Genomic DNA, 25,921 nt, shown 5'->3' on the forward strand with positions numbered 1-25,921 from the left:
GTTTTTTATTTGTTGTACACAAATGTAATGTATATATCACATATCATAAAATGACTATCTTTGATAAACACAAAATAAAATCCCTGCTAATGAAAGCTTTTAAATCCTTCCTCTTATTACTATTAATCCTTGTCATTGGAGTTTCAATTTATATTGCAGTGCAACCCAATTCGTACGAAGTAACGCGATCACGAACCATAAAAGCACCACCTTCTGTGATTTACAATAATGTCATTGATTTTAAAAATTGGGAATCATGGAGTTCATGGGTTGAATCGAATCCTGAAATTGTAATGACTTTAGGCGAAACGACCAAAGGTGTTGGAGGGTCATACAATTGGAATGAGGATGGAGATGAAGGCTATATGACCACGACAGCTGCTAATCCCGATACGTCGATTACACAAGAGATGCAATTTGCAACCTATCCAAAATCTGATGTAAATTGGGATTTTAAGTCGAATACTGATGGCTCAACGGATGTGACTTGGACTATTTCGGGTGACAATTTACCTTTTGGTTTTAAAATGTGGGCTGCTTTTTCTGGTGGCATGGAGGCGCTAATTGGTCCTGAATACGAAAGAAGCCTAGAGCTTTTAGACAGTGCAATACAAGCCGACATGAAAGTTTATACGATTACTGTTGAAGGAGTCACACAACACAGTGGAGGGTATTATCTTTATAATACGGCATCTTGTAAATTCAGTGATTTTGAAAAGAACATGACGACAATGCTACCAAAAGTTGGTGCCTACGCTATAGCTCATAATGTTACTATGGCTGGTCCACCATTTATTTTATATCACAAATGGGATGAAGAAAATGATACAGTAATGTTCTCTACATGTGTACCAACAAATTCTAGAATTATTACTGACGAAGCCGAAATTTTAACGGGTAACTTGGAATCTTTTAGAGCTGTAAAAACAGTTTTAAGAGGTAATTATGATAATTTGAAAGAAGCTTGGGACACTACGATGGCGTATATAAGCACTAATAATCTTGAAATGGTTGAAGCTGGATCAATGCTTGAAACCTATTTAACCGATCCCATGAATGAGCCTAACCCTGCGAAATGGATTACTGAGATTTATGTGGAAGTGAAGTGATTTGAAGTGTGAAGCTTGAAGTTTGAAGTTCAAAAATTCTCACTACATTTTGAAGAAAAAAATTACGCGAAGATCCACAGAGATAACGCGGAGATGCACAGAGACTGATTTGTAAATGAATAAATAACTTAATTACCGAATACCTTAATAACTCTATTTTTGAAACTGACAACTAATGATCGCATCTAACAAACTATCAACCAACAATACGCAACTACCAACTAAAATTTAAAAAAATTGAAACAACTTATACTCGTATTTCTTGGTGGTGGCTTTGGTAGCGTGCTTCGTTTTATTATTGGCAAATGGCTTAACAATTCTGAAACTGGAATTCCGTATGGCACCTTTGCGGCCAATATTTTGGGGAGTTTACTCATTGGACTTATTCTTGGCTTAGCGGCTAAAAACGAAACCTTATCTCAGAGTCAGACCTTACTTTTAGCAACTGGGTTTTGTGGTGGGTTTACAACGTTTTCTACCTTTGCTTATGAGAATCATGTGTTTTTGAAATCGGGTGATTTTATGAGTTTTGCGATTTATACGGTGGCGAGTTTTGTGGTTGGATTTTTGGCTGTGTTTTTGGGCATGTGGTTTGTGAAATAATATTCCAAAATTTTAAATGACAAATTCCGATTAAAATTACCTTATTAAGGCGGGAAGATGCAAAGTTTTAGTTTAATAATTACGCAGAGATACACGGAGGTTTCGCGGAGATGCGCTGAGTAATTTGGGATAATGACTTAATAACTTAATAACGAATAACTTTTTCCTCATACTGAAGACTGAACATTGAAAACTGAAAAGGTTACGCGCAAAGCCGCTGAGACGCAAAGTGGAATTACGCGGAGATGCGCAGAGCGTTTTGGGACATCGATTTAATAACTCAATAACGAATAACTTTTTCCTCATACTGAAGACTGAAGACTGGAGACTGGAGACTGGAGACTAAAAAGTTACGCGCAAAGGCGCAGAGGCGCAAAGTTAAAATTACATAGAGATGCACGGAAGTTTCGCGGAGATTCACAGAGTAATTTGGGATACCGACTTAATAACTCAATAACGAATAACTTTTTCCTCATAATTAAGACTGAACATTGAAAACTGAAAAGGTTACGCGCAAAGCCGCTGAGACGCAAAGTGGAATTACGCGGAGATGCGCGGAGGTATCGCGGAGATTCACAGAGCAATTTTGGATAGCGACTTAATAACTCAATAACGAATAACTTTTTCCTCATACTGAAGACTGAAAAGTTGCTCGCAAAGACGCAGAGACGCAAAGTGGTAATTACACAGAGATACACGGAGGTTTCGCGGAGATGCGCTGAGTAATTTTGGATAGCGACTTAATAACTCAATAACGAATAACTTTTCCCTCATACTGAAGACTGAAGACTGAAGACTAAAGACTAAAAAGTTACGCGCAAAGGCGCAGAGGCGCAAAGTTAAAATTACATAGAGATGCACGGAGGTTTCGCGGAGATTCACAGAGCAATTTTGGATAGCGACTTAATAACGAATAACTTTTTCCTCTTAATTAAGACTGAACATTGAACACCGAACACTGATCACTGAACACTGAGACTGAAATCAAGCTTTCTTATAAAATCCTTTTTCTTTTAAACCTTCGACTTCTTTTAATATTGAAATAAAAATAGCATCATCAATATCATTCAACGTTTTGTAACGTAATGATTTTACGACTTTACGATTTTCGGAAATTAAGTACGCGTCCCATTGTTTTGATAAGTGTGCAGAATGCCAAAAACCAACGTCCACATAATCTTTGGTTTTATTGATGTAACAGATTGGACGTTTACCGATGTAATAGCATGGCATTCGCCATTTGTATAACAAATCGGCTTCTGGTAATGTATGTTCAAGTAACACTTGCAAATGCATGAATATGGATTTGAAAGGTTCGGGTTGTTTTAGGATGTGTGCTTCGGCTGGGTTCACATTAATTAGTTTTAGTCTTAAGGGTTTATCACTCTAAGTGATTTATCATTTTAAAAAAAAGTTGGAGTAAAAATACACCAAATCCTGAAAATAATATGACGACCATTGATGTGATAATTTTGCAGTCTAAACTAATCTAATTTTTCTATGGAAGTGCTCGCTATGCTAAAACCAAGGCAACATTTCCTTTCCTGTTTCCACTTTAACAAAGACATGGCTTACACCCTACTAAAAGACACCTAAAATTCCAATCACAATTAGCGCAATTCCGATTATAGCTTTAAAAGGCATCAACTTTGCAGATAGCTGTCTTAAACTCGCTTCTAAAGCAGGTACTTTATAGAATACGTGCGTTAACAATAAAATACCTCCTAGAATACTCACAATATTAAATAACAGACCATCCCAAAATTCTAATAGGGCTAAAATGATAAGTCCAAGTCCGATAATGGTGTCAAATGGTGCTAAAAATCCAGCAATTTTATTAAAAAAGTTATGCTCACCATCCCATTTATCGAGGATTGCCAGGCCTAATAAAATGCCTCCTGATATATTGGCTATAGCTAAAAGTAATTCGATCATTGTGGTTCTGTCATTTATAAGTTGATTTATAAATTTAACGAAATCTTGAAAATAAATTTGCTCAAACCGAATTAATTATTTTACTTTGTATTTCAAAGTACTTTAATATGAGCGATAAAGATTATCTAAAAGACATTAGTGAGATTAAAAATCTTATGAATAAGTCATCTCGATTTATTTCCTTGAGTGGCCTGTCTGGAATTCTCGCTGGTGTTTATGCTTTAATTGGAGCTGCAATTGCATACTGGTTGGTTATGACTTACAGTGGTGGCACTCTATATATATTCCATGGTTGGGTATTTTGGACCTGTATGTTAGTGCTTTCTATGATCGCTTTGTTAAGTGCTGTTACAGGTATAATTCTTACCACTAGAAAAGCGAAAAAGACAGGTGAAAAAATTTGGGATAATTCTTCAAAACGTTTATTATTTAATTTCTTGGTGCCATTAGCCGTTGGTGGAATTTATTGTTTCATTATTCTAAGCCAAGGACGTTACGGCCAAACAGGAGGATTAATGTTAATCTTTTATGGCTTAGCTTTGGTGAGTGCTTCCAAATATAGTATTGGAGACATTCAGTATTTAGGATATATTCAAATTATATTAGGCTTAATCGCGAGTTATTATCCTGGTTATGGGTTCTGGCTTTGGATGATTGGATTTGGTATTATGCATATTGTCTATGGCACTTGGATGCATTTTAAATATGATGCGAAGTGAAAATTATTCTCGAGAAGACGCAAAAGGCGCAAAGAAAAAAATAACACAGAGATGCGCAGAGATTACACGGAGATTCGTAGAGAACATGAGAGATGAGAGATGAGAGATGAGAGATGAGAGATGAGAGATGAGAGATGAGAGATGAGAGAAAAATAAAAAATTCTCGCGAAGGCGGAAAGGCGCAAAGAAAAAAATTATGAAGAGATTGTATAGGAATTAAGGAATTGACCAAATACCGCAATAACCTATTACTTTAATTTCTCAAACGAACACTGAACACAGAAATTTGAGCATAATAACCAACATAAATAAACTTTTTGATCATAGAATACGACTCGGTATTATGTCTGTATTGATGGTAAACGAGTATGCCGATTTTAAAATGTTGAAAGAATTATTGGGCGCCACAGATGGCAATTTAGCGAGCCATACCAAAGCCCTAGAAAAGGCTGAATACATTTTAGTTGAAAAACAATTTATAGGTCGAAAACCGAATACTAGATATAGTGTGACGAAACTCGGAAAATTAGAATTTCAAAAACATATTGAAGCCCTTGAAAAATTAATCAATAAAACTTAAAATAGACGTTTCGACTGCGCTCAACGTGACAGTTAAATATCAAAAAATTTTTTTTACCCACTTACTTTGAATTTCAAAGTACTTTAAAATACTGAAACATGAAAAAAATAACATTATTTATTGCCGCCATTTTATTTAGCACTTTCTTCTACAACCAATCTATCGGACTTAACCTCTTTTTGTTCAGTATTCTTACTGTTGTGATATTATTTATAAATAATAAATCGCACTTTAAAAATCGGAAAACCCAAATCTATACCATAGCTTATCTCACTACAGGGTTGACCATCTTTTTTCACAGTTCTACCTTATCTGTAATTGCAAATTTGGTAGCTTTTTTAACTTTAATAGGCCATTTATCTGAAACTAAATCTTCAATCTACATTAGTTGGCTAAATGGCTTATACACCACAATTGCAGGATTATTTCATAGAAATTTGGCAGTCATTCAACCAAAACCAACTGAAGAAGAGCCAAAAAAGAAAGTCGAGATTGATTATTTACATTGGGCTAAACTTATATTAATTCCGACCGTAATTGTAATAACCTTTATTGCACTTTACAAAGAAGGTAATCCAGTTTTTAGCAACTTAATTGAAAAAATAGATTTTGGGTTTATAAACATTCATTGGCTATTAATGGCAGGTTTAGGCTACTACCTATTCAGTAATATTTATGCACCAATTGAAGTAGAACCTGCTACTGGAATTGATCTCCAAACTGACAATAGCTTATACAAAACGACAACTTTTTCCATTCCGAAGTTAAAGCAAGAAAACCAACTTGGTATTATTCTCATCGCACTTTTAAATGCATTAATTGTAATGTATCTATTAACAGATATCACTTTTTTAACCACGCAACAAGATATTAGAGCGTCTCTTTATTCTGCTCAAGTTCATAGCGGAATTAATGCTCTTATTGCTTCAATTGTAATTGCCATATTAATTCTTTTATATGTGTTTAGAGGTAACTTGAATTTTTACGAGGAAAACACAACATTAAAACGACTTGCGTTTACTTGGATTGTTTTAAACATACTATTGGTAGCAAGCATTGTATTTAAAAACAGTCAGTACATCTATTATTTTGGTTTAACCTATAAGCGAATTGGCGTAATCATCTATCTTCTACTTGCGTCTATTGGTTTAGTAACAACCCTTTTAAAAATAAATGGAGCCAAAAACAATTGGTATTTATTCAGAATAAACACACAAGCCGCATTTATCATTCTTATTATTTCTAGTACCATTAATTGGGATTACCACATTACCAATTTCAACTTTAATTATGCGCAATCAATGGATTACAACTACGTCATTGGTTTATCTAACAACAACACCTTTTTACTAAACGAACAGTTAGAAAATAAAGCATTAAACACGGATTCAATTCAACTTATTGAAAACAAATACAACACCTATGTTCACAAACTCAAAACGAATAATTGGCAAGAGTTACAGTATGATAATTTTAAAATAAGCACAAAATAAGATGTTTCTATTAGCCTTTTTTTTATTACTAATTATTGGTGGACTAACCTTTATAATACTTCGGTTAAGTATATCGTGCATCTTTTGGGTTTCAAAATACCGAGAGGATAAAATGCGCGTCGTTAACACGTATTTCCCGTATTACACCATTAGTTTATTTACACTTTGCAGTGTAGCTATTATATGGATAGGCGACAGTTTTCTGGTTTATTATTATTTCGGCTTCGTCTTCTTTCTGTCACTATTTATTTGGAGATACGAAATATTACAAGGCAGAAAATCAGAACAATTCAACAACAAAAATATAGAACCTCATCATCCCAAATTACCATGAACAACCTATTATTAAAAACTATAAAAGCACAACGAAAGCAACTTATTATTTGGTTGTTTGAACATTCTCAACGGATTTATACGTCTATGTTTAAAAATCATGAACCATGGAACATCACCAAAACGGATTTACTAAATCTACCACAACCTACCTTCGGAAGACACTTAGGTGAATTCTTAGATAAAAATAATTTTGAATTAATTCCTAAAGTAGAACGTCACGATTGTTACCATGTACTTTGTGGCTATAGCACTAAAGTTGAAGATGAAATTGCACTACAATGTCTTTGTTTTGGTAATGGAAAACGCAGTCCGTATTTGTATGGAGCCATAATTCTTGGAGTCGCTATTCTACCAGATTATTATAAGTATTACCACAATTCCTTCAAAATTGGGAAGGCAGCAAACCCCTTTCATCATTTTGATTATAGAAAACTCATGAATGTATCTATATCAGATTTTAGAGCTGCCATTTTTCCTAAACAAGAATTATTAAACCTAAAACTCATTGCCATATGAAAACATTAAAAATCTTAATTCTAACTAGTATTTTTATTGCTTATGGTGTGTTTATCACCTTTCATTGGGTAAACTTTAAAGCAAAAGGACTTACGTACGACGCTATCGATAAAATTCCAAAAAACAACGTTGGACTCGTTCTTGGCGCAAGCAAACATGCATCAAATGGTAACATCAATCTATTCTACAAACACAGAGTTGATGCTGCTGCAGCACTTTATAAAGCCGGAAAAATAAAATACATTTTAGTAAGTGGTGACAATAGCAGAAAAGACTACGATGAACCCACAGATTTCAAAAACGATTTAATAGCAAAAGGTATTCCTACCGAACATATATTTTTAGACTATACAGGTTTCAGAACTTTAGATTCTATGGTAAGAGCCAAAGAAATTTTTGGTCAAAATGCCTTCACAGTGATTTCGCAACGTTTCCATAATCAACGAGCCATTTACATCGCTCAACATTATGATATTGATGCCATAGCTTTTAATGCAAAAGACGTTTACAAAACACCTCCACGCGAATATTTAGCTCGTACCAAAGCACGATTAGACTTACTTTTTAATGTGGGACCTAAGTTTTTAGGTGATAAAATCGCTATTAAATAAAATTAGAATACATCATCATGAAATTTCAACTCAACAAAAATTATTTAGTCCTAGCACATAGCTTATTTCTTATAGAATTGGCCATTGCTTTTATTATCAAAACAGGGTTTATTCGCTATACGTTTGGCGATTATCTCGTTGTTATATTACTATATGCAATTATTAGAGGATGCACCAACTTGAATGTGAGGGCGTCGAGTTTAGTCGTCCTCTTAATTGCTTATGGCGTAGAATTGCTTCAACTTACTCCATTTTTAACCTACTTTAATTTACAAGATAGCTTTACTGCTAAACTTATTTTTGGTAGCACATTCCATGTTACAGATTTATTGGCCTATACACTAGGAATCTTAACCGTTTTGGCTGTAGAATCTTCGATTTCTAAACGCGTAAAGAAACAAAATATAAGTCTATGGAAACTATAAAAACAATGATTCAGAATCGTTTTAAAACCCTATCGCTAATTACCGTAGCCCTATTTTTTAGTGGTGTTTTACTCTTGGTTCGTGTAAAACTCAATAAATCTTATTTCTTTTTATTTTTAATCTGGAATCTATTTTTAGCCATCATACCTTACGCTATAACTCTATATCTCAATAGCGTTTCAGGTTTAAGTAAACTAAAACTTGGCTTTTGGTTTTTGGTTTGGTTAGCCTTTTTGCCTAATGCACCTTATATCGTTACCGATCTCATTCATATTAGAATCGGAAACGATGCGCTCTTATGGCTGGATGTGTTAGTCGTATTATCATTTGCATTGAGCGGTTTACTACTCTTTTACATCTCAATATTAGATATGCAAAAATTATTGGTGTCAAAATTCAAAAAGCGTCCTGTTGAAGTCTTTAACATTGTAATTCTTTTTCTATGTGGTTTTGGCGTTTATTTAGGCCGATTTCTTCGTTATAACTCGTGGGAAATTATAAGTGAACCACATTATTTATTTATGGATATTGTAAGCATGATTGTATCACCATTTCAGCATTTTGAAGCGTGGTTATTCACATTCGGTTTTGGAACCTTTTTAGTCATAGGCTTTTGGGTGTTTAAGAATTTTTATCGTCACGACTCAAATTTAAATTGAAGCAACAGTCAAATTTCTCGTTATAGTGCTTATCTTTATGTATAAAAACCACAAGTAACCATGAAAAAAATAAACCTCGCAGCTGTTGTATTACTTTTACTGATGGCTTGTAAAGACGACAAAAAAACAGAAGTACAGCCCGTAGACATTGGAGATTTTAGTTTTACATCTCCAACTATTAAAGCTAATGAGCCTTTTAAAATCACCTATACTGGAGATGGCGACCTCGACGACAGTTTTTATTATCAAGTTAATCATGCTAAACACTATCCTTACGATTTAGAATTTGAAAATAATTCGGCAACCATTACGGTTCCAGATAGTATTTCGGTTATTGCGTTTAATTTTAAAGTAGACGATACTTATGACGATAACAATGCGGACGGTTACCTTTTTTCTGTTGTAAACAGTGACGGACAAGTAGCAAAAGATGAGGACGCTGCAAAAGAATACTATGCCTTTTCTTCTGGTAAAAACTTTGGTATAACGGGAGATGCTGAAAATGCTTTGTCAGCTATTGCGACGACTATTGAAAAGTATCCAGAATTAACTAAAGATTGGATTAATTCTCACTTTTATTTAGCGAGGCAAGTCGATGCTAGTCAACTTTCAGATCTTGGCGACGTCTATCTTTCAAAATATCAAACCACTAAAATTGAATCTCTTGAAGATTATGAGATGTTATCTCGTATTTATTCCGGTCTACGAGATTCTGAACGAAATGACAGTATTCTCAACATTATTTCAGAAAAATATCCCAATAGTAGTCTAGCATTTAGACCAATAATCAATTCTTATTTTGATGCCAAAAATTTAGACTCTAAAGAAACTATTTTTAAAACCCACAAAGAAGCAATTTTAAACCATTCAGATGGTAAATACATCATCCAAAATATTGCCTTAGCTAATTACAACAACGGAAATGAAGACGCTTTTCACGAGTACTTAAACCTAATGGATGATGCGTATTCTAAAGCCTCGATTTATAACAGCATTGCTTGGCCAAAAGCTGAAAAAGGTGAAGATATTGAAGCTGCCATGGCATTATCAAAACAATCTTTAGATTTGGTTGAAGCTGAACAAGTAGCTCTTGCAAATAAGCCAGACTTTTACAGCCCTAAGCAATACGAAAACAGCTTAAAGCAAACGTATGGTATGTATGCAGACACTTATGCCTTACTAGCTTTTAAAAATGATGATATAAAGGAAGCCATAACATATCAATCTATTGCGGTTGAAGATGATGCTAACGGAGAAATGAACGAACGTTATATTCAGTATTTAATGGCTGATGAACAATATGAAGCCGTTGTTGAAAACGCTACTGAGTTTATTGAAGAAGGGCGAAGCACTGCAAAATTAAATTCCTATTATTTAGAAGCTGTTAAAAATGTTGATGATACCAAAGATGCGGATATGATGTTGGCTAAACTTGAAGAAACAGCTAAGGCAGCTGAGATTGAAGCCCTAAAGAAAACACTTATAGACAAAGAGGCACCTGATTTTACTTTAAAGAATCTAGATGGAGATGACGTTACCTTATCATCTTTAAAAGGCAAAACTGTTATTTTAGATTTTTGGGCAACATGGTGTGGCCCTTGCATCGCTTCTTTTCCAGGTATGCAAAAAGCTGTGACTAAATACAAAAACGATGAGACTATAGAATTTCTATTTATAGACACTCTTGAAGATGGTAAAGATCGCATAGAAAAAGTATCAAAATTTATATCAGATAACGACTATGATTTTAATGTACTTATTGATCCAAAAGAAGAAAACGGAAATCACACTGTAGCAAATGCTTACGATATAACTGGAATACCAACTAAAATCATCGTAGGACCAAGTGGAAGAATCAACTTTATTTCTGTCGGTTTTAGTGGCTCTGCAGATAAAGAGGTTAGTAAAATTAATACGATGATAGAAATCATAAACTAACATCATCACCATAAAAAAAAGAGGCATCTTAATTAAGAATGCCTCTTTTTTTTATTTACCATTTACATAATCTTGTAAATAACTGAATCTTTTTGTCAATTCACCATTTTCTGTAATCTTAGCACGTTTTAAGATGTCGCGTTCATCATTATTAAAGAAAGCAGGTATGACATGTTCTAAAAATGTTTCACCAAATCCTTCACTGGCATCTTTTGGTAATTCACATGGCAAATTATCTACAGCCATAACAGTAATCGCACCTTTAGCATCGTAAGCCACTTCCTTTTCTGTATTAGGATCGTAACCATAAAAAGGATCTGCTATGGTTGACGGTCGTATGGTACTTGCCACAGGACCATCAATATCACAAGAAATATCAGCTACCAAATTAATTTTAAAATCCGGATGTTTAGCATCTTCTCTTGTAAACAAATACGGTGCATTATTTCCATAAAAGTGACCTGCAATAAAATAATCGGTCTCTTTAGCATAAGGCATAAAATTACTTTCGTAACCCGATGGATCTTTATAAAATTTAAACTTATCTCCTACTTTACCATCGGTTCGTTTGGCATATTCCATCACATCAGCCATGACATAAACGGGCTCTGTAAATTGAGAGGTTAAATACAAAGCATCACTAATTTGTTTTATTCCTAAATGATCTAAAATCTCTTTAGCTCCATAGGCCACTTTGCCTGTTCCTGATAATAAAATTTTAATATTAGGAATGGTTATTTTATCTAATTCAGCTTTAACTTCGTTTAAATCGGCTAGTGTTTCAACTTTAGGTAATTCAAATAATCCGTCTCGTAATCCCAAAGCTCTAAAACCATTATAGGCGCCTACTAAACCTGCATAACGTCCAAAACCAATTAAACGCGCATTACTTTTTTTAACAATGGTTTCATGATCGTACATTTCTATGTTTTTCTCTAACATAGCTACTAACAGTTTTCTGTTGTATGGTTGCTCTTTAATAGTGTGAGAGAAATAGAAATATTTTTTATTCGGTATTAAATTTTCAATCGGCACTTCTTTTACACCAATCATTACATCAGCATGAGACACATCATCTAACACTTCAAATCCTAGTGTACTATAGGCTTCATCTGGAAAAATTCTGATATCCGAAGATTCTACAATAAAATTAGCCTTTGGAAATTGTGCTCTTGCTTCAGCTAAATGCTCAGGTGAAAAGACCACACGTCTATCTGGCGGATTTTTACGTTCTTTTATGATGGCGAATGTCATGTTAATGGAATTATCATTCCCAAAAAAATGGGAAAATTATAGTTTTCACGAAAATAGTGTGATTAATATTTATGAGCAAATTAATATCATTTAACATCTTATACTAATTACCGTAATGTATTTCAATTTTAAAGCAACTTCTAGAATTTTCTTGAGCTAAAAATAAAAAGCACAAAGAGACTTTATAATTCAATAAAAAATCATGATTAACATTCAACTAAAGCACTGATACAACATAAACTTAAGCCCCCCCTTTTACTTGTTCTTATTTGTAGCATTACGCTCTACCTAGTGGGAGTTTCTCCAAGACATAACAAAAAAAATAAGATTAAAATAAAAGCATTTATAAAGAAAAACCCAGTGGCTTATGAAGCGCACTGGGTTTATAATAAAATAGTTTTTTAATGGTTTTATTCTTGCTGTGAAGCTTCTGGTTTTAAAACAAACTCTGCATAATTATTCATATTAAAATATGTATTCGCGGCATCTTTAAACATATTAGAGTCAATATTATTTATTTCTGCTTCAGAGTCTAAAATAGATTCTAATTTTAAATCATATTTGACGGCTTCTCTCAATTTATTTATCCAGTAGGCGTTAATTTCTAAGAACTCTTTATGATTAGCTAATTCAGCCTCTTTTATTTTATACAAATCTGCTTCAGTAGCTCCATCTTTTTGGATTTTTTTAATTTCTTCCAACACTTTATGCACTAATTTCTCTACATTATTTGGATCGCAAGTAAAACGTATATTCATTCTATACCAACCGTAAGGTATGTCAGATGCATAACCAGCAACTTGTACACCATAAACACCAGACATTTTTTCTCGCATTTCTTCAGTAAGTTTAATTTTAAGCAATTTACCAAGTAAACTTAGTTTATTTTTTTCTTTAAGAGAAAAGTCAAAATTATTAGTAAATCGCATGTCTACAATACTTTTATTTTCAACTCCTTTGAGAAACGTCTTTTTAACAACCGTATTAGTATAACGCATCCCTATATCTTTCCATGTGCTCTCTTTTTCTAGGTCTGACGGTAGACTCCCTAAATACTTTGCTGTAAACGCTCTTAAATTTTTAAGGTCAATACTCCCTACAAAAACAAAGGTGAACCCATTTGCTGATGCCAAACGCTCTTTATAAAACTTAAATGCATCATCGATGTTTAGTCCATCCTCAATCTGTTGCACTGTTAAAGGCACGCCTCTAAGATGGCCTTTGGTCATAATTTCACTTATCTGATTATCAAAAAAGTTTCCTGGACTTTTATCCTGATCTTTATAAATGGATTTTAAATTTGCTTTTTTCGAATTAAACACACCTTCATCCTTGTTCGGACTTGTGATATACAAATGGACCATTTGCAACATTGTCTCTAAGTCTTTTGACGAACTTGAACCTGAGAATAAATCATCGTAGAACGTTATGTTTGGGGTAACTCTCACTGTTTTCCCCATGTTCAATTTATTAAGGTCAGATTCAGATATGCCATTAACACCGCTAGACCCAATAATATTTCCTGCATTTCTGGCTGAAATATATAGAGAATCTGGGGCCAAAGAACTTCCTCCTGGTCTAAACCCACTCATTGAAATTAAATCGTTCTGAAATTTAGTAGGCTTAGCAATTATAGTGATTCCATTTGCTAGTTTCCACGTCGTAACATCAACATCTTCGTTATAGGTTTCACTAATTACCTTTCCAGGAGTTGGCTCATTAGTCATTAATTTAATATCACTAAGCGCGTCTTCATAAGCTTCTAGAGGCTGTAAACTAACCTTTTTAAGTATTGCTTCAATGTCTTCCTCTGTAGGTAATTTTAAATTTTCTTTGTCAATAGCATTTAGAACTACGGCCACATTATCTGTTTTTATCCAATCATTGCTTAAGTTATTGATCTCTTCAACGGTAATTGTTGGAAAAACTTCTTTGTAAAACTGGTAAATAAACGCATCACTTGGAATCGCTTTACTATCTGTAAAATTATCAATATACTGTTCTACGTAATATTTTGTGTTAATTTTTCCATTCTCTTTTCTGCGCATATCTGCACCGTTTAACAACTGTTCTTTAAAACGTACCAGCTCTGTATTAGTGAATCCAAACCTCTTAACGCGTTCACTTTCCACTAATAACGCTTCGATTCCTTCCGTAATTTTATCTTCTTTAAGACTTGCTTTTAATAAAAAAGCATCTTTATTTCCTAGAAAATCACCTATACCAGCAATGGCACTTAAGAAAGGGGCATCAGGTTGTAAGCCAATTTCATTTAACCTTTGGCGTAACATTGCTGAATATAAATATTTTAAAACCTCGTTACGATAGTCATTAAGTGTTATTACTTCGGTTTCGTCTTTTTTGCTAAATAAAGAAATACTCACACCCGATGCTTCTTTATCTGTAATCACTGTTATAACAGGTTCTTTATTGTCAGGAATTTCATAATACACTCTTTCTTTTGGGTTATCAATAAGTTGCATACCACTGAATAATTCTTTTACTTTTTTCTCTGTTTTATGCACATCAAAATCTCCGACTAATACCAAAGCCATTAAATCTGGACGATACCAATCTTTGTAGAAACGTTTCATGGCATCATATTCAGAATTTAAAATAACATCCGTTGTACCAATTGGTAACCTCTTAGCGTATCTCGAATTGTTGGTTATTTTAGGAATAGACTGATAATACATACGCATAGGAGCACCACTTCTAGCCCTAAGCTCTTCTGCCACAATCCCTCTTTCATTATCAATCTCTTCATCTTCAAAAGTAATACCATCTGCCCAATCTCTTAAAACCTGTAAACTGGTATTAAACGTTTCTTCATCAGTTGGTACTGATAATTTATAAACCGTTTCATCAAAACCAGTGTGTGCATTTAAGTCTGCCCCAAATTCAACACCAAGGCCTTGTAGATAATTAATAAGTTCATTTTTTTCGAAACTTTTAGTTCCATTAAAAGCCATATGTTCTACAAAATGTGCTAACCCTTGCTGGTCATCTTCTTCTAAAATAGAACCTGCATTAATTACTAATCTTAATTCTGCTTTATTTTTAGGTTTTGCATTTTGTTTTATGTAATAAGTTAACCCATTAGCTAGTTTACCAATTTTTACTGTTGGGTCTGTAGGTATTTTACGATTTAAATCCTTTATTTGAGCCGGCAGACTAAAACTTAAAAAGAGCAAAAGTGTTATTAAAATTACTGTTCTGTTTTTCATGAATTGTTATTATTAAAATTATTTATAAGTCTTAAAATTTTTCAATATTATTCTAATGGATAGCTTAATTAGTAAGTATCCATGATTGTAAAATCTTAAATCATTTTTAAAAACAGAGTCTTAAATTCTTTAAAAAGAAAATTAAAACTCTGCTAGGGGTAATCTACTGAGACTAACCAATATTTGTTATTCGTAACCAGGGTTCTGATCTGTAAATGTAATGGAGCCATTACCATTTATTTCTTCTTCAGGAATAGGCAAAATATATTGGTTAGAGCTAATTATAGAAGGTTTAAGTAGCATTGCTTTATTAAACCGAATCGCTGCAAACCATTCACTTCCGTTCTCAAAAGCAAGTTCTCTTGCTATTTCATTAAAAATGTCTTCTTTAAGTGCTTCTATATTTGCTGCTGAAGTATTACCAATACCTGCACGATTTCTAATAATATTCAAAGGAGCACTGGCGTCTGCTAAAGATGCACCACTAAAAGCTAAGCCTTCTGCTTTTATAAGATACATTTCAGCTAGACGTAAGAAATAAGTTGGTCTAAAGACCTCCTCATTATTCGTTTTTAAAATATCCGAATCGTTGTAAGTATAGGCTTTTCTAGGATCTGTATCCATGATAGCTGTAAACCAATTATCTGTAGGAGGAATACCAGAATAAAAGCGTTTACGATTGTTATCTTCTGTATCTGAATTTGCATCTCGGTACGTCATTAAAATCATTTCTGAAGAATTTAAACCCTGGCTAAAAACAGATTCAAAGTCGGGCGCTAAGCTTGTTGTACCATCGTTTATCACCTGGTCTGCTAAAGCTGCAGCTTCTGCATATTTACCCTGATATAACAACACTTTTGCTTTTAAAGCTTTTGCTGCTGTTTTTGAGGCGCGATAGGTCACGGAATAATCTGGCGCATCTAAAATTGCGGCATCCAAATCTAATAGTATTTGCTCATAACATTCTGCAACTGTATTTCTTGCTTTATTTCTAGTAACAAAATTGCTAGGCTCTGTTCGTAATACGATCCCCAAATTACTACTTTCTTCAAAAAACTGACCATAATATCTGAGGGCATCAAACGTAGACATTGCTCTTAAAAAGCGTGCTTCTCCAATTATTTCTTTTCTGGAAGTCTCTGAAATTAAATTTCCAGAAAGTTGATTGGTTTGTTTAATGGTATTATTTGCTATATCCATTGTTTTATAAAACATTAACCAATAATCTCTAACGTAGATATTATCAAATTCTAATGAGTTATTGGAAAACTGAATATGACTTGTTCCTGTCCCTGAGCCATTCATAGATCCTATCATAGCACTAGGAATTAACTCTGAGAACATATAATATTTATCATTAATTCTAGAAGTTATAGTTGTATAAACACCATTTAGTAGTGCTCTTGCATCTGTTTCACTTTGCACCACGTTTTCTTCTACTAAATTGTTTGGGGGATCATTTTCTAAAACATCTACTAATTCGCAAGATGTAAAGAGACATATAACTAGACTATAAATAATTATTTTTTTCATAATTTAATTGTTTTTAAAATGCAATATTTAATCCCATTGTGAATACTTTTGAAATAGGGAAACGATTATTATCTCTACCAGAACTAATATCATTATTAAATAAATTAGAAGCTTCTGGATCTGCACCTGGATAATCTGTTATTGTAAATAAGTTTTGAGCAGAGAAAAATATAGACATTGTATCTAAAAAATTAAGCGTTTCAATATCCTTTTTTGAAAAGGTATAACTAAAGCTTAGCGTTTTTAATCTTATGTAAGAAGCATCATAAACATAATGAGAAGATGTTCTATCATTATTATTTGGGTCAAAATAAACCGATCGAGGGATATTGGTGTTTCTATTATCTGGAGTCCATGCATTTAAAACACTAGTCTCCTTATTCTCACCAATAAATGTACTTCCAAAATTCGTCCCTCTAGCTAAACCAAAAGCTTCAATATCATTACCTACTGAAAATGTAAAGAAGGTAGATAATGCAAACCCTTTATACTGAAAAGTGTTATTAAACCCACCAAAGAAATCTGGCTGCGTATCTCCTATAACTGTTTGATCTAAGTTGGTTATTATACCATCTGGTACACCATCTGGCCCCGTTAAATCTTTAAATTTTAAATCCCCTGGAGCGGTTTGGATATTTTGATAAACTCCTGAAGGAGAACTTGCATTTAAAGCATCGATAGCAGCTTGATCTTGAAAAAGCCCCTCGGCAACATAACCATATATTAAGCCTATTGGACTTCCTTCTTTTAAGCGTCCACCACCAGGAAAACCGGTTAAGAAACCATCTTCATCTCTAAAATCATCAGATATTTTGGTTAATTTGTTTTCGTTTTTACTGATGTTGAATGATACATTCCAATTAAAATTCTTAGAAGTTATAACGTCACCTTTTAATTCTAACTCTACACCTGAATTTTGGGTATTACCAATATTGGCAATTATCCTATTATACCCCGTATTCCCCGGTGTGATTGAGGTAAATAATGCATCTTTTGTTTCTTTTGAATAATACCCAATACCTCCACTAAATCTACCTTTAAAAAAGGTAAAATCAAGCCCGAAATCTATTTGTTCTGTTCTCTCCCATTTTAATTTATCATTCCCTAATTGAGTTATAATAACAGATGGGTCTGGCCCATAATCCTCTCCTTCAAAAAGCGTTCTCCACGCGTAATCTCCAAAATCTTGTTGGCCAGTAGTTCCTATACTTGCCCTCAATTTTAACTCGTCAATAAAATCAACATTCATTAAAAACTCTTCATTTGAAAGTCTCCAAGCCGCCGCAGCCGCAGGAAAAAAGGCATATTGATTATCTTTCGCAAACTTTGAAGAACCATCTACTCTTGCAGATAACGTCAACAAATATTTGTCATCAAAATCATAATTAACACGTCCAAAATAGGAGGCTAACCCTGAATAGGTTTCGTATGATGATCCATCCGAAAAAACAGTGGCACTAGTTATATTTGTTAATACTTCATTAAAAAAACCTTCACCCCAAACTTTTACATTTGAACTTTTATTCTTTTCAAAAGAAGCTCCAATTACAGCACTAATATTGTGTTTTCCGATTAGCTTATCATAGGATAGTGTATTTTGAAATAACGTACTTGTACTACGACTTCTACTTTCCTGAGCATAACCATCTCCATTTCCAAAGTTGCGGTTCCAACCGCCAACAAAAGTAAATTCGGGATAAAAACTCTTTTGATTACCATCATTATAATTTAAAGAGAATAAGGTTTTAAAATTTAATCCCTCTGCCAACTCTAACTCTGTATATATAGATCCTAATAATAAGAATGTTTTATTATTATTAAGTGCTTTAGAACGGGCTACTGGATTTTCTTGCGTATACTGTGGTGAAAACGAATAATTTCCATCGGTATCAAAAACTGGCACGTCTGGTCTAAAATCATAAATAAGCTGTGTTAGCCCTCCATCTACCGCGTCTTGATCAGAAGAAGATAAATTTATTTTAGATCCAATGGTCCAATTGTCATTAATCTTAGTATCAAGATTAGTCGAGAAATTATACCTATTAAACCCAGTATTTTCATAAACACCATCTTGTGTATTAATACCTAAAGTCATAGAGTATCTGGACTTTTCTGAACCACCACGTACATTTAAATTATAGTTACTAGATATTGGCGCCCCAGGACTTAACTCATCTTCCCAATTTGTATTTGCGTCACCAAAATAAGAACCATCTAATACTGACCTAGTGAATGCATCATCTCTTGTACCATTACCCACAGCAGTTGTTAAAACGTTCCTAAACTGACTCGCATTTAGAACATCTAAGGTTTGCGCACTTTGCGTACTTGTAGAGATATTAAGTTGAAATTTTGTTTTACTCGAAAATGTCCCTTGTCTGGTGTTTATTATAATAACTCCATTGGCCGCTCTTGATCCGTATATAGCAGCAGCTGATGCATCTTTTAAAACACTTATAGATTCAATATCAGAAGCATTGATATTACCAATAGGAGTACTAATACCTTCTTGGTTTAATTCAGACCCCAAATTATTGCCTTCTGATCCACCTGAAGGAATATTACTATTGGGAGCCACAGGAATACCATCAATAACATATAAGGGTTGGTTTGATCCTAGTAAAGAAGTAGTTCCTCTAATTCTAATTCTCGCCGCTGCACCTGGCTGTCCTGAAGAGCTTGTAACATTAACCCCTGCAATTTGTCCTTGCAGTGCATTATCTAAATTTACTGTAGGTGCCTGACTTGTAATATTTTTCATATCAACAGTACCAACTGAACCTGTTAAGCTTTCTCTTTTAACTTTCCCATAACCAATTATAACGGCTTCCTCAAGCCCTGTAATTGATTCTTGCAGTACTATATTTATAACATCACCATTCTTAGCTTCAATTTCCTTTGTTTCATATCCGACAAATGACACGACAATTGTTACAGGACTCTGAGATATATTTAAACTGTAATTTCCGTCTAAATCCGTAATAACACCATTATCTGTCCCTTTTTCCAATACTGTTGCGCCTGGTAATAACGTACCATTTTTATCTCTTACTGATCCTGTAATCTGACTCTGAGCTGCAGACGTATTCAATTGGATTGGATTTCCTTGACCTCTTCGCAAGACAATCTGTTTTTTAACAATACGATAATCGATGTCAGTATTATCAAATATCGTTTTTAAAACACGTGATAGTTTCTCATTTTTTGTAGAAATATTTAGAAGCTTATCATTATCTAAAATAGTTTTTTCATACAAAAATTTAAAATCAGTCTTTTTCTCTATTTGACTTAAAATAGATTCTAATTTCATCTCATTACAATCCAATGATATCTTAACATTTTGTGAGTTTGATGTTGCATGGATTTGCAATAAGGTAAAAAAAAGCAAAATGGAAGTGAGCTTCATTTTTAAACTTAGTTTAGGGAGATATAGCATTTTACCTATCTCAATGATATTTTTTTGCATACTTTTGATTTGATTTTAATGTGTTAGACATGTAAATCACTTTTTTAAGATCGGGAAATGCTCCAACATTTTCCGATTTTTTCATTATAGCGTATAGATTGAGCCGCGATAATAAAATTAAAAGTAGATCTACTTAAATAGAAATAATTACATTTTAAGTTTATAGCATAGGCCTTATTTTTTTTTAGAGTTAATGATGATTGTATCTTTATTAAATTTATAAGTGAAATTTCCTGAGTAGCTCAAGCTTTCCATCACTTGATCGATATCCTCATTATCAAATTTTGCCGTAAAAAATCTATTTTCCAATGATTTATTATGATTTATAAATTTGACATTATACTGTCGTTCTAATTTCTTTAAAATAGCTTTAAACTCTACTTCCTTAAGAATAAGTCTACCATTTAGCCAAGCTAAATGAGACTCAACATCCGCTTTAGAAACTTGTATTTTACGATCCACTTTACTCCAAGCCGCTTTATACCCTGGCTTTAGTAATGTTGAATTCTCTACATTATAGACTGCATTAGCTTTATAAACACTGACTGAGCCTTCGACTAAAACGGTATTAATATTTTCATCTTCTGAATATGACGAAATGTTAAACTCTGTACCTAAGACCCGCACATCTATTTCATTTGCATTAACTACAAATGGGTGCTTAGCATCTTTTGCTACCTTGAAAAATGCTTCACCTTCTAAAAATACATTTCGGTGTTTTCCTTCTACAAAATTAACGGGGTATTTTAACGAGGAGCCTGCGTTTAAGTTTACAATGGTACCATCTGCTAATTTAATTTCGAACTTTTTACCATAAGGAACCGTTAGCGTATTGTAAACCAATACTGATTTTTTTTCTTGAGTAAAATACTCTATTTTTTTACCAGATTGAATCCCTATAATATGACCTTCGTCATCCACAATATCATTAGAATCATTGTCATCAATAGTCTTCGTTTTCCCATTATCTAACTTAAGCGTTATAACTTCAGTTGGAAAAACAAGTTTATCGTTTTTGTTAGAATACAATTCGAGATAACCGTAACCTAACGCTAAGAAAACAAGTATTAATGCAGCATACTTTAAAAAAGATGCTTTTCTCTTAGCCAAACGCTTAGTCCTTTTATCTTTATTTATAAACTTTAAAACTTGTAACTCTGTTGTTTTAGAATCATACGCTTTCATATTATAATTAATAGCATAATTAACTTTTACAAAATCATTAAACAACGTCTCATTTTTAGGATTATCTAACCATAATGTTAGCGTATCTAATTCTGTTGAAGTTGCCTCATTTGTAAGGTATTTTACTATTATCTTTTTTATTTTTTTTGAAATCATCTATTCTAACTTCTTTATACTATAACGAAGGAAATCTTCACTACCCTTACTTATTCTTAAAATTTTTATTAATTTCCCAATGAAATATTACATAATGCTAGATTTTTCAAGAGATAATACAAAGTTAATTGAAGCGCTAAAAAGCGGAAACACAAATGCCTACACTTTTTTAGTGAAGCAGTACAACCAAAAATTATGTGTTTATGCATTTAGCTTATCGCATGACCACGATTTGGCACAAGATATAGTGCAAAATGTATTTATTCGCACATGGCAACAACGCCATAAGCTTAAAAGCGAATTTGTTATACAGCGGTTTCTCTATAAATTAACTTATAATGAGTTTATAGATCAATATCGTAAAATGAAATCTACAGTTATACTCGAAAAAAAATATATTGATGCACTTGATACTATTTTGGAGGAAGAAGATCATAAACCTCGTTTTGAAAAATTAATCGATTTAGTAAAAACAGAAATAGAAAATCTACCTCCTAAATGTAAACAGACGTTTTTATTAAGTAAACAAGAAGGATTAACGAACATTGAAATTGCGGAATACCTAAATGTTTCAATTAAAACGGTAGAGGCACAAATAACTAAAGCATTTTCAATTATCCGTAAAAACACAAAGGCAAATAGTAACAGTATTATGTTCTTACTTTTCGGAAAGAGTTTCGAAAAACTTTTAAACAAAATCTGATATTCTTTGATTTTTTTTTTAGGATTTACCTTAATACAACGAAACGAGCTAATATCATCACACGAGGTCTTACTAAAAGCATTCAATAAAGTAATTAAATCTTTAATTCATTGTTTTAAAAAACAATAAGATTTTTTTATTGACAACCTTTAATTATTCATACATTAAACTTAAACACAAGCAGGACCTCACAAGGGTAGCAAATGAGTTTTTCATTTTAAAATTTTTATTAATCAATCGACTAATTCAAAATAAATTTGAAACCATATAAGTTAAGAAATTTATAAAACAAGTTTGGTATAGCCTTTGCATTATTATTTTCATTAATTTTGCATTCCTTATTCAGATAATAAATCTTAGTAAGATTTCTGCTTTCGCAGAAACTTATGGGGTCGACTGGTTTTGACAGCGAGATTAATTAAATGGTAAGCACGTGGTGTAATGGCATTGACACACCTAAAAGGCTAGACCAAATTTTAAACGGCGAGAATAACTACGCTTTAGCTGCATAATCTGAATTATAGTAAGATTCGTGCTCATTCCTACTAGGTAGGAAGGCTAAATGTCTCCGAAAAGCCCTAGTCAGTGGCGTTTCTGCATGAGGCATCGTAAAAATTGACTAAGATTGGGTAGTGCTTTGATGCCCTTTCGAGATTAAAAAGCTAAGCTTAAAGTGGGTTGTCTTTAACCAGCTTTAAGTCGAAAACCCAAGAAAAGAATAAACGTGTAGAAAGCCCTTTGGTTACTTGTTTGGACGAGAGTTCGATTCTCTCCGACTCCACAATTAAGCACAACTAGGTTGTGATTTTAAGCATAAGAAGCTCAACAAGTTTTACTTGTTGAGCTTTGTTGTTTAAAAGTACTTGGGCTGAAAGCACAAAATGTTGTATTTACAGGATTGGAGTGTACGTGAACAACGCAGTTAAAGTGAGTAAAACATAAGACGAATTTAATTTCGGATGGCCTATGTTCTACGCAATTGAATACATTATTAAAGGTGGTTCATTCCTATGTCATGCACTCTATTGTGCAAGTTATAGAATTTCAGCATAAATGGGAACGAGTGCAGATTCTAGATCTGATCATACCGCCTTTAGAACGGTCGCCACAGTAGATGTGTTAGTTGACAAAGAACAACAATAGTATTTAATTTTTACAAAGCATATCGTTTTAGTGATTGCAGTTAACTAATACCTATTTTAAATCAACTTCAATATAAACAGGAAAGTGATCTGAAGGAAACTTAAAATCTATTGCACTAGAAAATACAGCATATTTATGCACCTTGACATGTGGTGTTTTTGAAACGAAAATATAATCGATTCGTCTTGTTACAGGTTCGTTATAATTAAAGCCATTAAATGTACCATCTGCACCAAACTTTACGGCCGCTACTTCTTTAGCATCTGACAAGGTTGGTAATAGTTCTGCTACAACATCACTGTTAGGTTCAACATTAAAATCACCCATGAGAAATACAGGATAATTTTCGGTGTTTTCTGAAGCTATTTTTTGTAAAATTAGTTTTATACCTTGGTGTTGCGCTTCACTACCTACATGATCTAGATGTGTATTAAACACCCAGAATTTTTCATCATTCTCTACCGACGAAAATAATCCATAAGTGCAAACTCTTGGGTATGCAGCGTCCCAACCTTTTGAGACAATGTTAGGTGTTAAAGACAGCCAAAACGTGTGTTGTTCTTCAACTTTAAGTGTTTTAGAATTGTAATAGATAGCAGAAAATTCACCTTCTCCATTTCCATCTCTTCCTTCACCTATAAAGTTATAATCTGGTAAAGCAGCATTTAAATCTGAAATTTGATTTGGCCTCGCTTCCTGAACTCCAAGAATGTCTGGACTTAGAAATAACACCTGAGTGTTTAAAAAATCTTTTCGGTTTGGCCATGCATTTTCACCATCTGAAGCGAGATCTAAGCGTATATTGTAAGTCATTACCTTGAGACTATCGTTATCATTTCTAGATTCCGGTTGATACAATTTTGGGTTACAACCTAAAACCACAAGACTAAGAGTGACTAATATAATTCGATTCATGTATTCGTTTTTCTAATAATTCACCTAAACCTTAAATATACTGAATATTACTCTTTAATAATACTCTTAGAAATCACCTTTAGTCTTTCAAAGGTTAATTCTGGTTCATCTGTGGTTATATAATCAAATTCTTCTGTTAATAACCAGTCGATATCATTTTGTTTATTTACAGTCCACGAATTCAATTTAAGATCTAAAACTTTAGCTTCTACAATCCAATGCTTATTATTTTTTAGTTTCCAAACGGCATAATCTAATCCTGTTATACCATCAGTTTTTAATTCTTGTGGAGATTTTGATCCATCGAGATATAAGACTTTCGATTTAGGTTCAATGTCTTTAATACGTTTAATAAGCTCGTAACTAAAACTTATATAATAAGAGATATAAGCCTCAGCTTCTAGTTCTTTAACTAAGGCTACAGTTTTTTCAGCAATACGTATATTACGACCTTCAATTTTAGAAGGTTTTAATTCGCACACTAATGCTGTTGTGCTATTATTGGTCATACCTGCAACAATATAATCTCTTAAAGTTGGCAGTATCTCACCATTTGGCAACTTGTGTTTGGCTAATTCGTTATAGGTTGAAGTTTCAATATCTAAACCAGCATAATCGGCATCGTGCGTTACAATTAATATGTTATCTGCCGTCATACGAACATCAAACTCAGAACCTGTACATTTTAAGTCAATGGCTTCTTTTAATGCTGCCACTGAATTTTGTGGTAAGTCTTTGGCTTTCCATGCACCTCTATGTGCAACAACAGGATTATCTGCAAAGGAAATTTCAGAATTTTGTGTTGTGGAGCTGTATGAAAAAAGCTCAATTCCTATAAATAACGTAATTAAATGGCGCATTAATTAAATGATTTAAATAAAATGAATTTATTTTAGAACTAAGAGCTCGCCCTTTTATAAATAAAAAAAGACCTGCGAAAATTACATCACAGGTCTCTTATATGCTAAACAATTCGTGTTTATTTAATCTCAACTAATTCAAGATCAAATACCAACTCTTGTCCTGCTAATGGATGGTTTCCATCAACAACAATATGATCCTCATTTACCTCAACAATTTTGAATGGATGCTCATTACCTTGTGCATCTTTAGATACTAATCCTAAACCAACTTCTGGCTTTACTTCTTCAGGAAGTTGTGCATTCTCAACTTTGTGAAATAACTCTTGTCTCACTTCACCATAAGCTTCAGTTACAGGGATATCTACTGTTTTTTTATCGTTCACTTTCATATCGATAACAGCTTTTTCAAAACCAGGAATTAACATACCTTGTCCTAATGTAAACTCTAAAGGCTCACGCTCTAAAGAACTATCAAAGACTTGTCCGTTTTTTAATTTCCCAGTATAATGTACTTTTACTGTATCATTTTCTTTTACTAAACTCATAAACTTC

21 protein-coding genes and 1 other RNA gene are annotated in these 25,921 nt (G+C 33.2%); 12 read left to right on the forward strand and 10 right to left on the reverse strand.

Annotated elements, in window-relative coordinates:
• The first annotated feature begins 89 nt into the window (after positions 1-89).
• Both K1X16_RS02305 and crcB read left to right on the forward strand, forming a co-directional pair.
• Complete coding sequence (locus K1X16_RS02305; protein WP_225034899.1) at positions 90-1,109, forward strand: SRPBCC family protein; 1,020 nt, start codon at positions 90-92, stop codon at positions 1,107-1,109.
• Between the two features lie 237 nt (positions 1,110-1,346).
• On the forward strand, positions 1,347-1,712 hold the full coding sequence (crcB, locus tag K1X16_RS02310) for a fluoride efflux transporter CrcB (RefSeq protein WP_225034900.1): 366 nt from the start codon (positions 1,347-1,349) through the stop codon (positions 1,710-1,712).
• A 984-nt stretch (positions 1,713-2,696) separates the two neighbouring features.
• Here crcB and K1X16_RS02315 read toward each other — a convergent pair.
• Both K1X16_RS02315 and K1X16_RS02320 read right to left on the reverse strand, forming a co-directional pair.
• Positions 2,697-3,065 carry a DUF1801 domain-containing protein gene (locus tag K1X16_RS02315; protein ID WP_225034901.1) on the reverse strand — a complete coding sequence of 123 codons (369 nt, stop codon included), beginning with the start codon at positions 3,063-3,065 and terminating at the stop codon, positions 2,697-2,699.
• A 228-nt stretch (positions 3,066-3,293) separates the two neighbouring features.
• Positions 3,294-3,647 carry a hypothetical protein gene (locus tag K1X16_RS02320; protein ID WP_225034902.1) on the reverse strand — a complete coding sequence of 118 codons (354 nt, stop codon included), beginning with the start codon at positions 3,645-3,647 and terminating at the stop codon, positions 3,294-3,296.
• 107 nt (positions 3,648-3,754) lie between these two features.
• Between K1X16_RS02320 and K1X16_RS02325 the strand changes: the two genes are divergently transcribed.
• The 8 genes from K1X16_RS02325 (at position 3,755) to K1X16_RS02360 (ending at position 10,924) form a co-directional block, all read left to right on the forward strand.
• Positions 3,755-4,366: a hypothetical protein gene (locus K1X16_RS02325; RefSeq protein ID WP_225034903.1), complete on the forward strand. Its 612-nt coding sequence runs from the start codon at positions 3,755-3,757 to the stop codon at positions 4,364-4,366.
• A 286-nt stretch (positions 4,367-4,652) separates the two neighbouring features.
• Positions 4,653-4,946, forward strand: a complete 294-nt coding sequence (locus K1X16_RS02330) for a winged helix-turn-helix domain-containing protein (protein WP_092444317.1) — start codon at positions 4,653-4,655, stop codon at positions 4,944-4,946.
• Positions 4,947-5,044: 98 nt separating this feature from the next.
• The gene (locus K1X16_RS02335; protein ID WP_225034904.1) at positions 5,045-6,439 is read left to right on the forward strand and encodes a DUF4153 domain-containing protein; all 1,395 of its coding nucleotides are present in this window, start codon (positions 5,045-5,047) and stop codon (positions 6,437-6,439) included.
• 330 nt (positions 6,440-6,769) lie between these two features.
• A complete protein-coding gene (locus K1X16_RS02340; protein ID WP_225034905.1) occupies positions 6,770-7,291 on the forward strand; it encodes a Coq4 family protein in 522 nt (173 codons plus the stop codon).
• Positions 7,288-7,902 carry a vancomycin high temperature exclusion protein gene (locus K1X16_RS02345; protein ID WP_225034906.1) on the forward strand — a complete coding sequence of 205 codons (615 nt, stop codon included), beginning with the start codon at positions 7,288-7,290 and terminating at the stop codon, positions 7,900-7,902. Before K1X16_RS02340 ends, K1X16_RS02345 begins: the two co-directional genes overlap by 4 nt.
• 17 nt (positions 7,903-7,919) lie before the next feature.
• Positions 7,920-8,327, forward strand: a complete 408-nt coding sequence (locus K1X16_RS02350; RefSeq protein ID WP_225034907.1) for a DUF2809 domain-containing protein — start codon at positions 7,920-7,922, stop codon at positions 8,325-8,327.
• Positions 8,315-8,986: a DUF1361 domain-containing protein gene (locus tag K1X16_RS02355; protein ID WP_225034908.1), complete on the forward strand. Its 672-nt coding sequence runs from the start codon at positions 8,315-8,317 to the stop codon at positions 8,984-8,986. The genes K1X16_RS02350 and K1X16_RS02355 overlap by 13 nt, the downstream gene beginning before the upstream one ends.
• A 60-nt stretch (positions 8,987-9,046) precedes the next feature.
• On the forward strand, positions 9,047-10,924 hold the full coding sequence (locus K1X16_RS02360; protein WP_225034909.1) for a TlpA family protein disulfide reductase: 1,878 nt from the start codon (positions 9,047-9,049) through the stop codon (positions 10,922-10,924).
• Between the two features lie 51 nt (positions 10,925-10,975).
• On the opposite strand, the gene K1X16_RS02365 is transcribed toward K1X16_RS02360, so the two are convergent.
• The 5 genes from K1X16_RS02365 to K1X16_RS02385 form a co-directional block, all read right to left on the reverse strand.
• Positions 10,976-12,178 (reverse strand): NAD(P)-dependent oxidoreductase, encoded by a 1,203-nt coding sequence (locus tag K1X16_RS02365; protein ID WP_225034910.1) that lies wholly within the window; start codon positions 12,176-12,178, stop codon positions 10,976-10,978.
• A gap of 410 nt (positions 12,179-12,588) precedes the next feature.
• Positions 12,589-15,405 (reverse strand): M16 family metallopeptidase, encoded by a 2,817-nt coding sequence (locus K1X16_RS02370; RefSeq protein WP_195869559.1) that lies wholly within the window; start codon positions 15,403-15,405, stop codon positions 12,589-12,591.
• Positions 15,406-15,591: 186 nt separating this feature from the next.
• Positions 15,592-16,938 (reverse strand): RagB/SusD family nutrient uptake outer membrane protein, encoded by a 1,347-nt coding sequence (locus tag K1X16_RS02375; protein WP_225034911.1) that lies wholly within the window; start codon positions 16,936-16,938, stop codon positions 15,592-15,594.
• 13 nt (positions 16,939-16,951) lie between these two features.
• Entirely contained in the window at positions 16,952-20,404 is a 3,453-nt protein-coding gene (locus K1X16_RS02380; RefSeq protein WP_225034912.1) for a SusC/RagA family TonB-linked outer membrane protein, read from the reverse strand.
• Between the two features lie 174 nt (positions 20,405-20,578).
• Positions 20,579-21,745 carry a FecR family protein gene (locus K1X16_RS02385; RefSeq protein ID WP_225034913.1) on the reverse strand — a complete coding sequence of 389 codons (1,167 nt, stop codon included), beginning with the start codon at positions 21,743-21,745 and terminating at the stop codon, positions 20,579-20,581.
• Between the two features lie 79 nt (positions 21,746-21,824).
• Between K1X16_RS02385 and K1X16_RS02390 the strand changes: the two genes are divergently transcribed.
• Together K1X16_RS02390 and ssrA are read left to right on the forward strand one after the other, a co-directional pair.
• Positions 21,825-22,448, forward strand: coding sequence for an RNA polymerase sigma factor (locus K1X16_RS02390; protein WP_225034914.1), 624 nt, complete (start codon positions 21,825-21,827; stop codon positions 22,446-22,448).
• A gap of 388 nt (positions 22,449-22,836) precedes the next feature.
• Positions 22,837-23,232: a transfer-messenger RNA gene (gene ssrA / locus K1X16_RS02395) on the forward strand.
• A gap of 410 nt (positions 23,233-23,642) precedes the next feature.
• Here the strand turns inward: ssrA and K1X16_RS02405 are convergent.
• The 3 genes from K1X16_RS02405 to K1X16_RS02415 form a co-directional block, all read right to left on the reverse strand.
• The gene (locus K1X16_RS02405) at positions 23,643-24,506 is read right to left on the reverse strand and encodes an endonuclease/exonuclease/phosphatase family protein (RefSeq protein ID WP_225034915.1); all 864 of its coding nucleotides are present in this window, start codon (positions 24,504-24,506) and stop codon (positions 23,643-23,645) included.
• A 47-nt stretch (positions 24,507-24,553) separates the two neighbouring features.
• On the reverse strand, positions 24,554-25,366 hold the full coding sequence (locus K1X16_RS02410; protein WP_225034916.1) for a glycerophosphodiester phosphodiesterase family protein: 813 nt from the start codon (positions 25,364-25,366) through the stop codon (positions 24,554-24,556).
• A 119-nt stretch (positions 25,367-25,485) separates the two neighbouring features.
• Positions 25,486-25,914: a peptidylprolyl isomerase gene (locus tag K1X16_RS02415; RefSeq protein WP_195869573.1), complete on the reverse strand. Its 429-nt coding sequence runs from the start codon at positions 25,912-25,914 to the stop codon at positions 25,486-25,488.
• Positions 25,915-25,921: the final 7 nt, after the last annotated feature.

The organism is Winogradskyella sp. SM1960, assembly GCF_020179375.1.
GTDB classification, from domain to species: domain Bacteria; phylum Bacteroidota; class Bacteroidia; order Flavobacteriales; family Flavobacteriaceae; genus Winogradskyella; species Winogradskyella marina.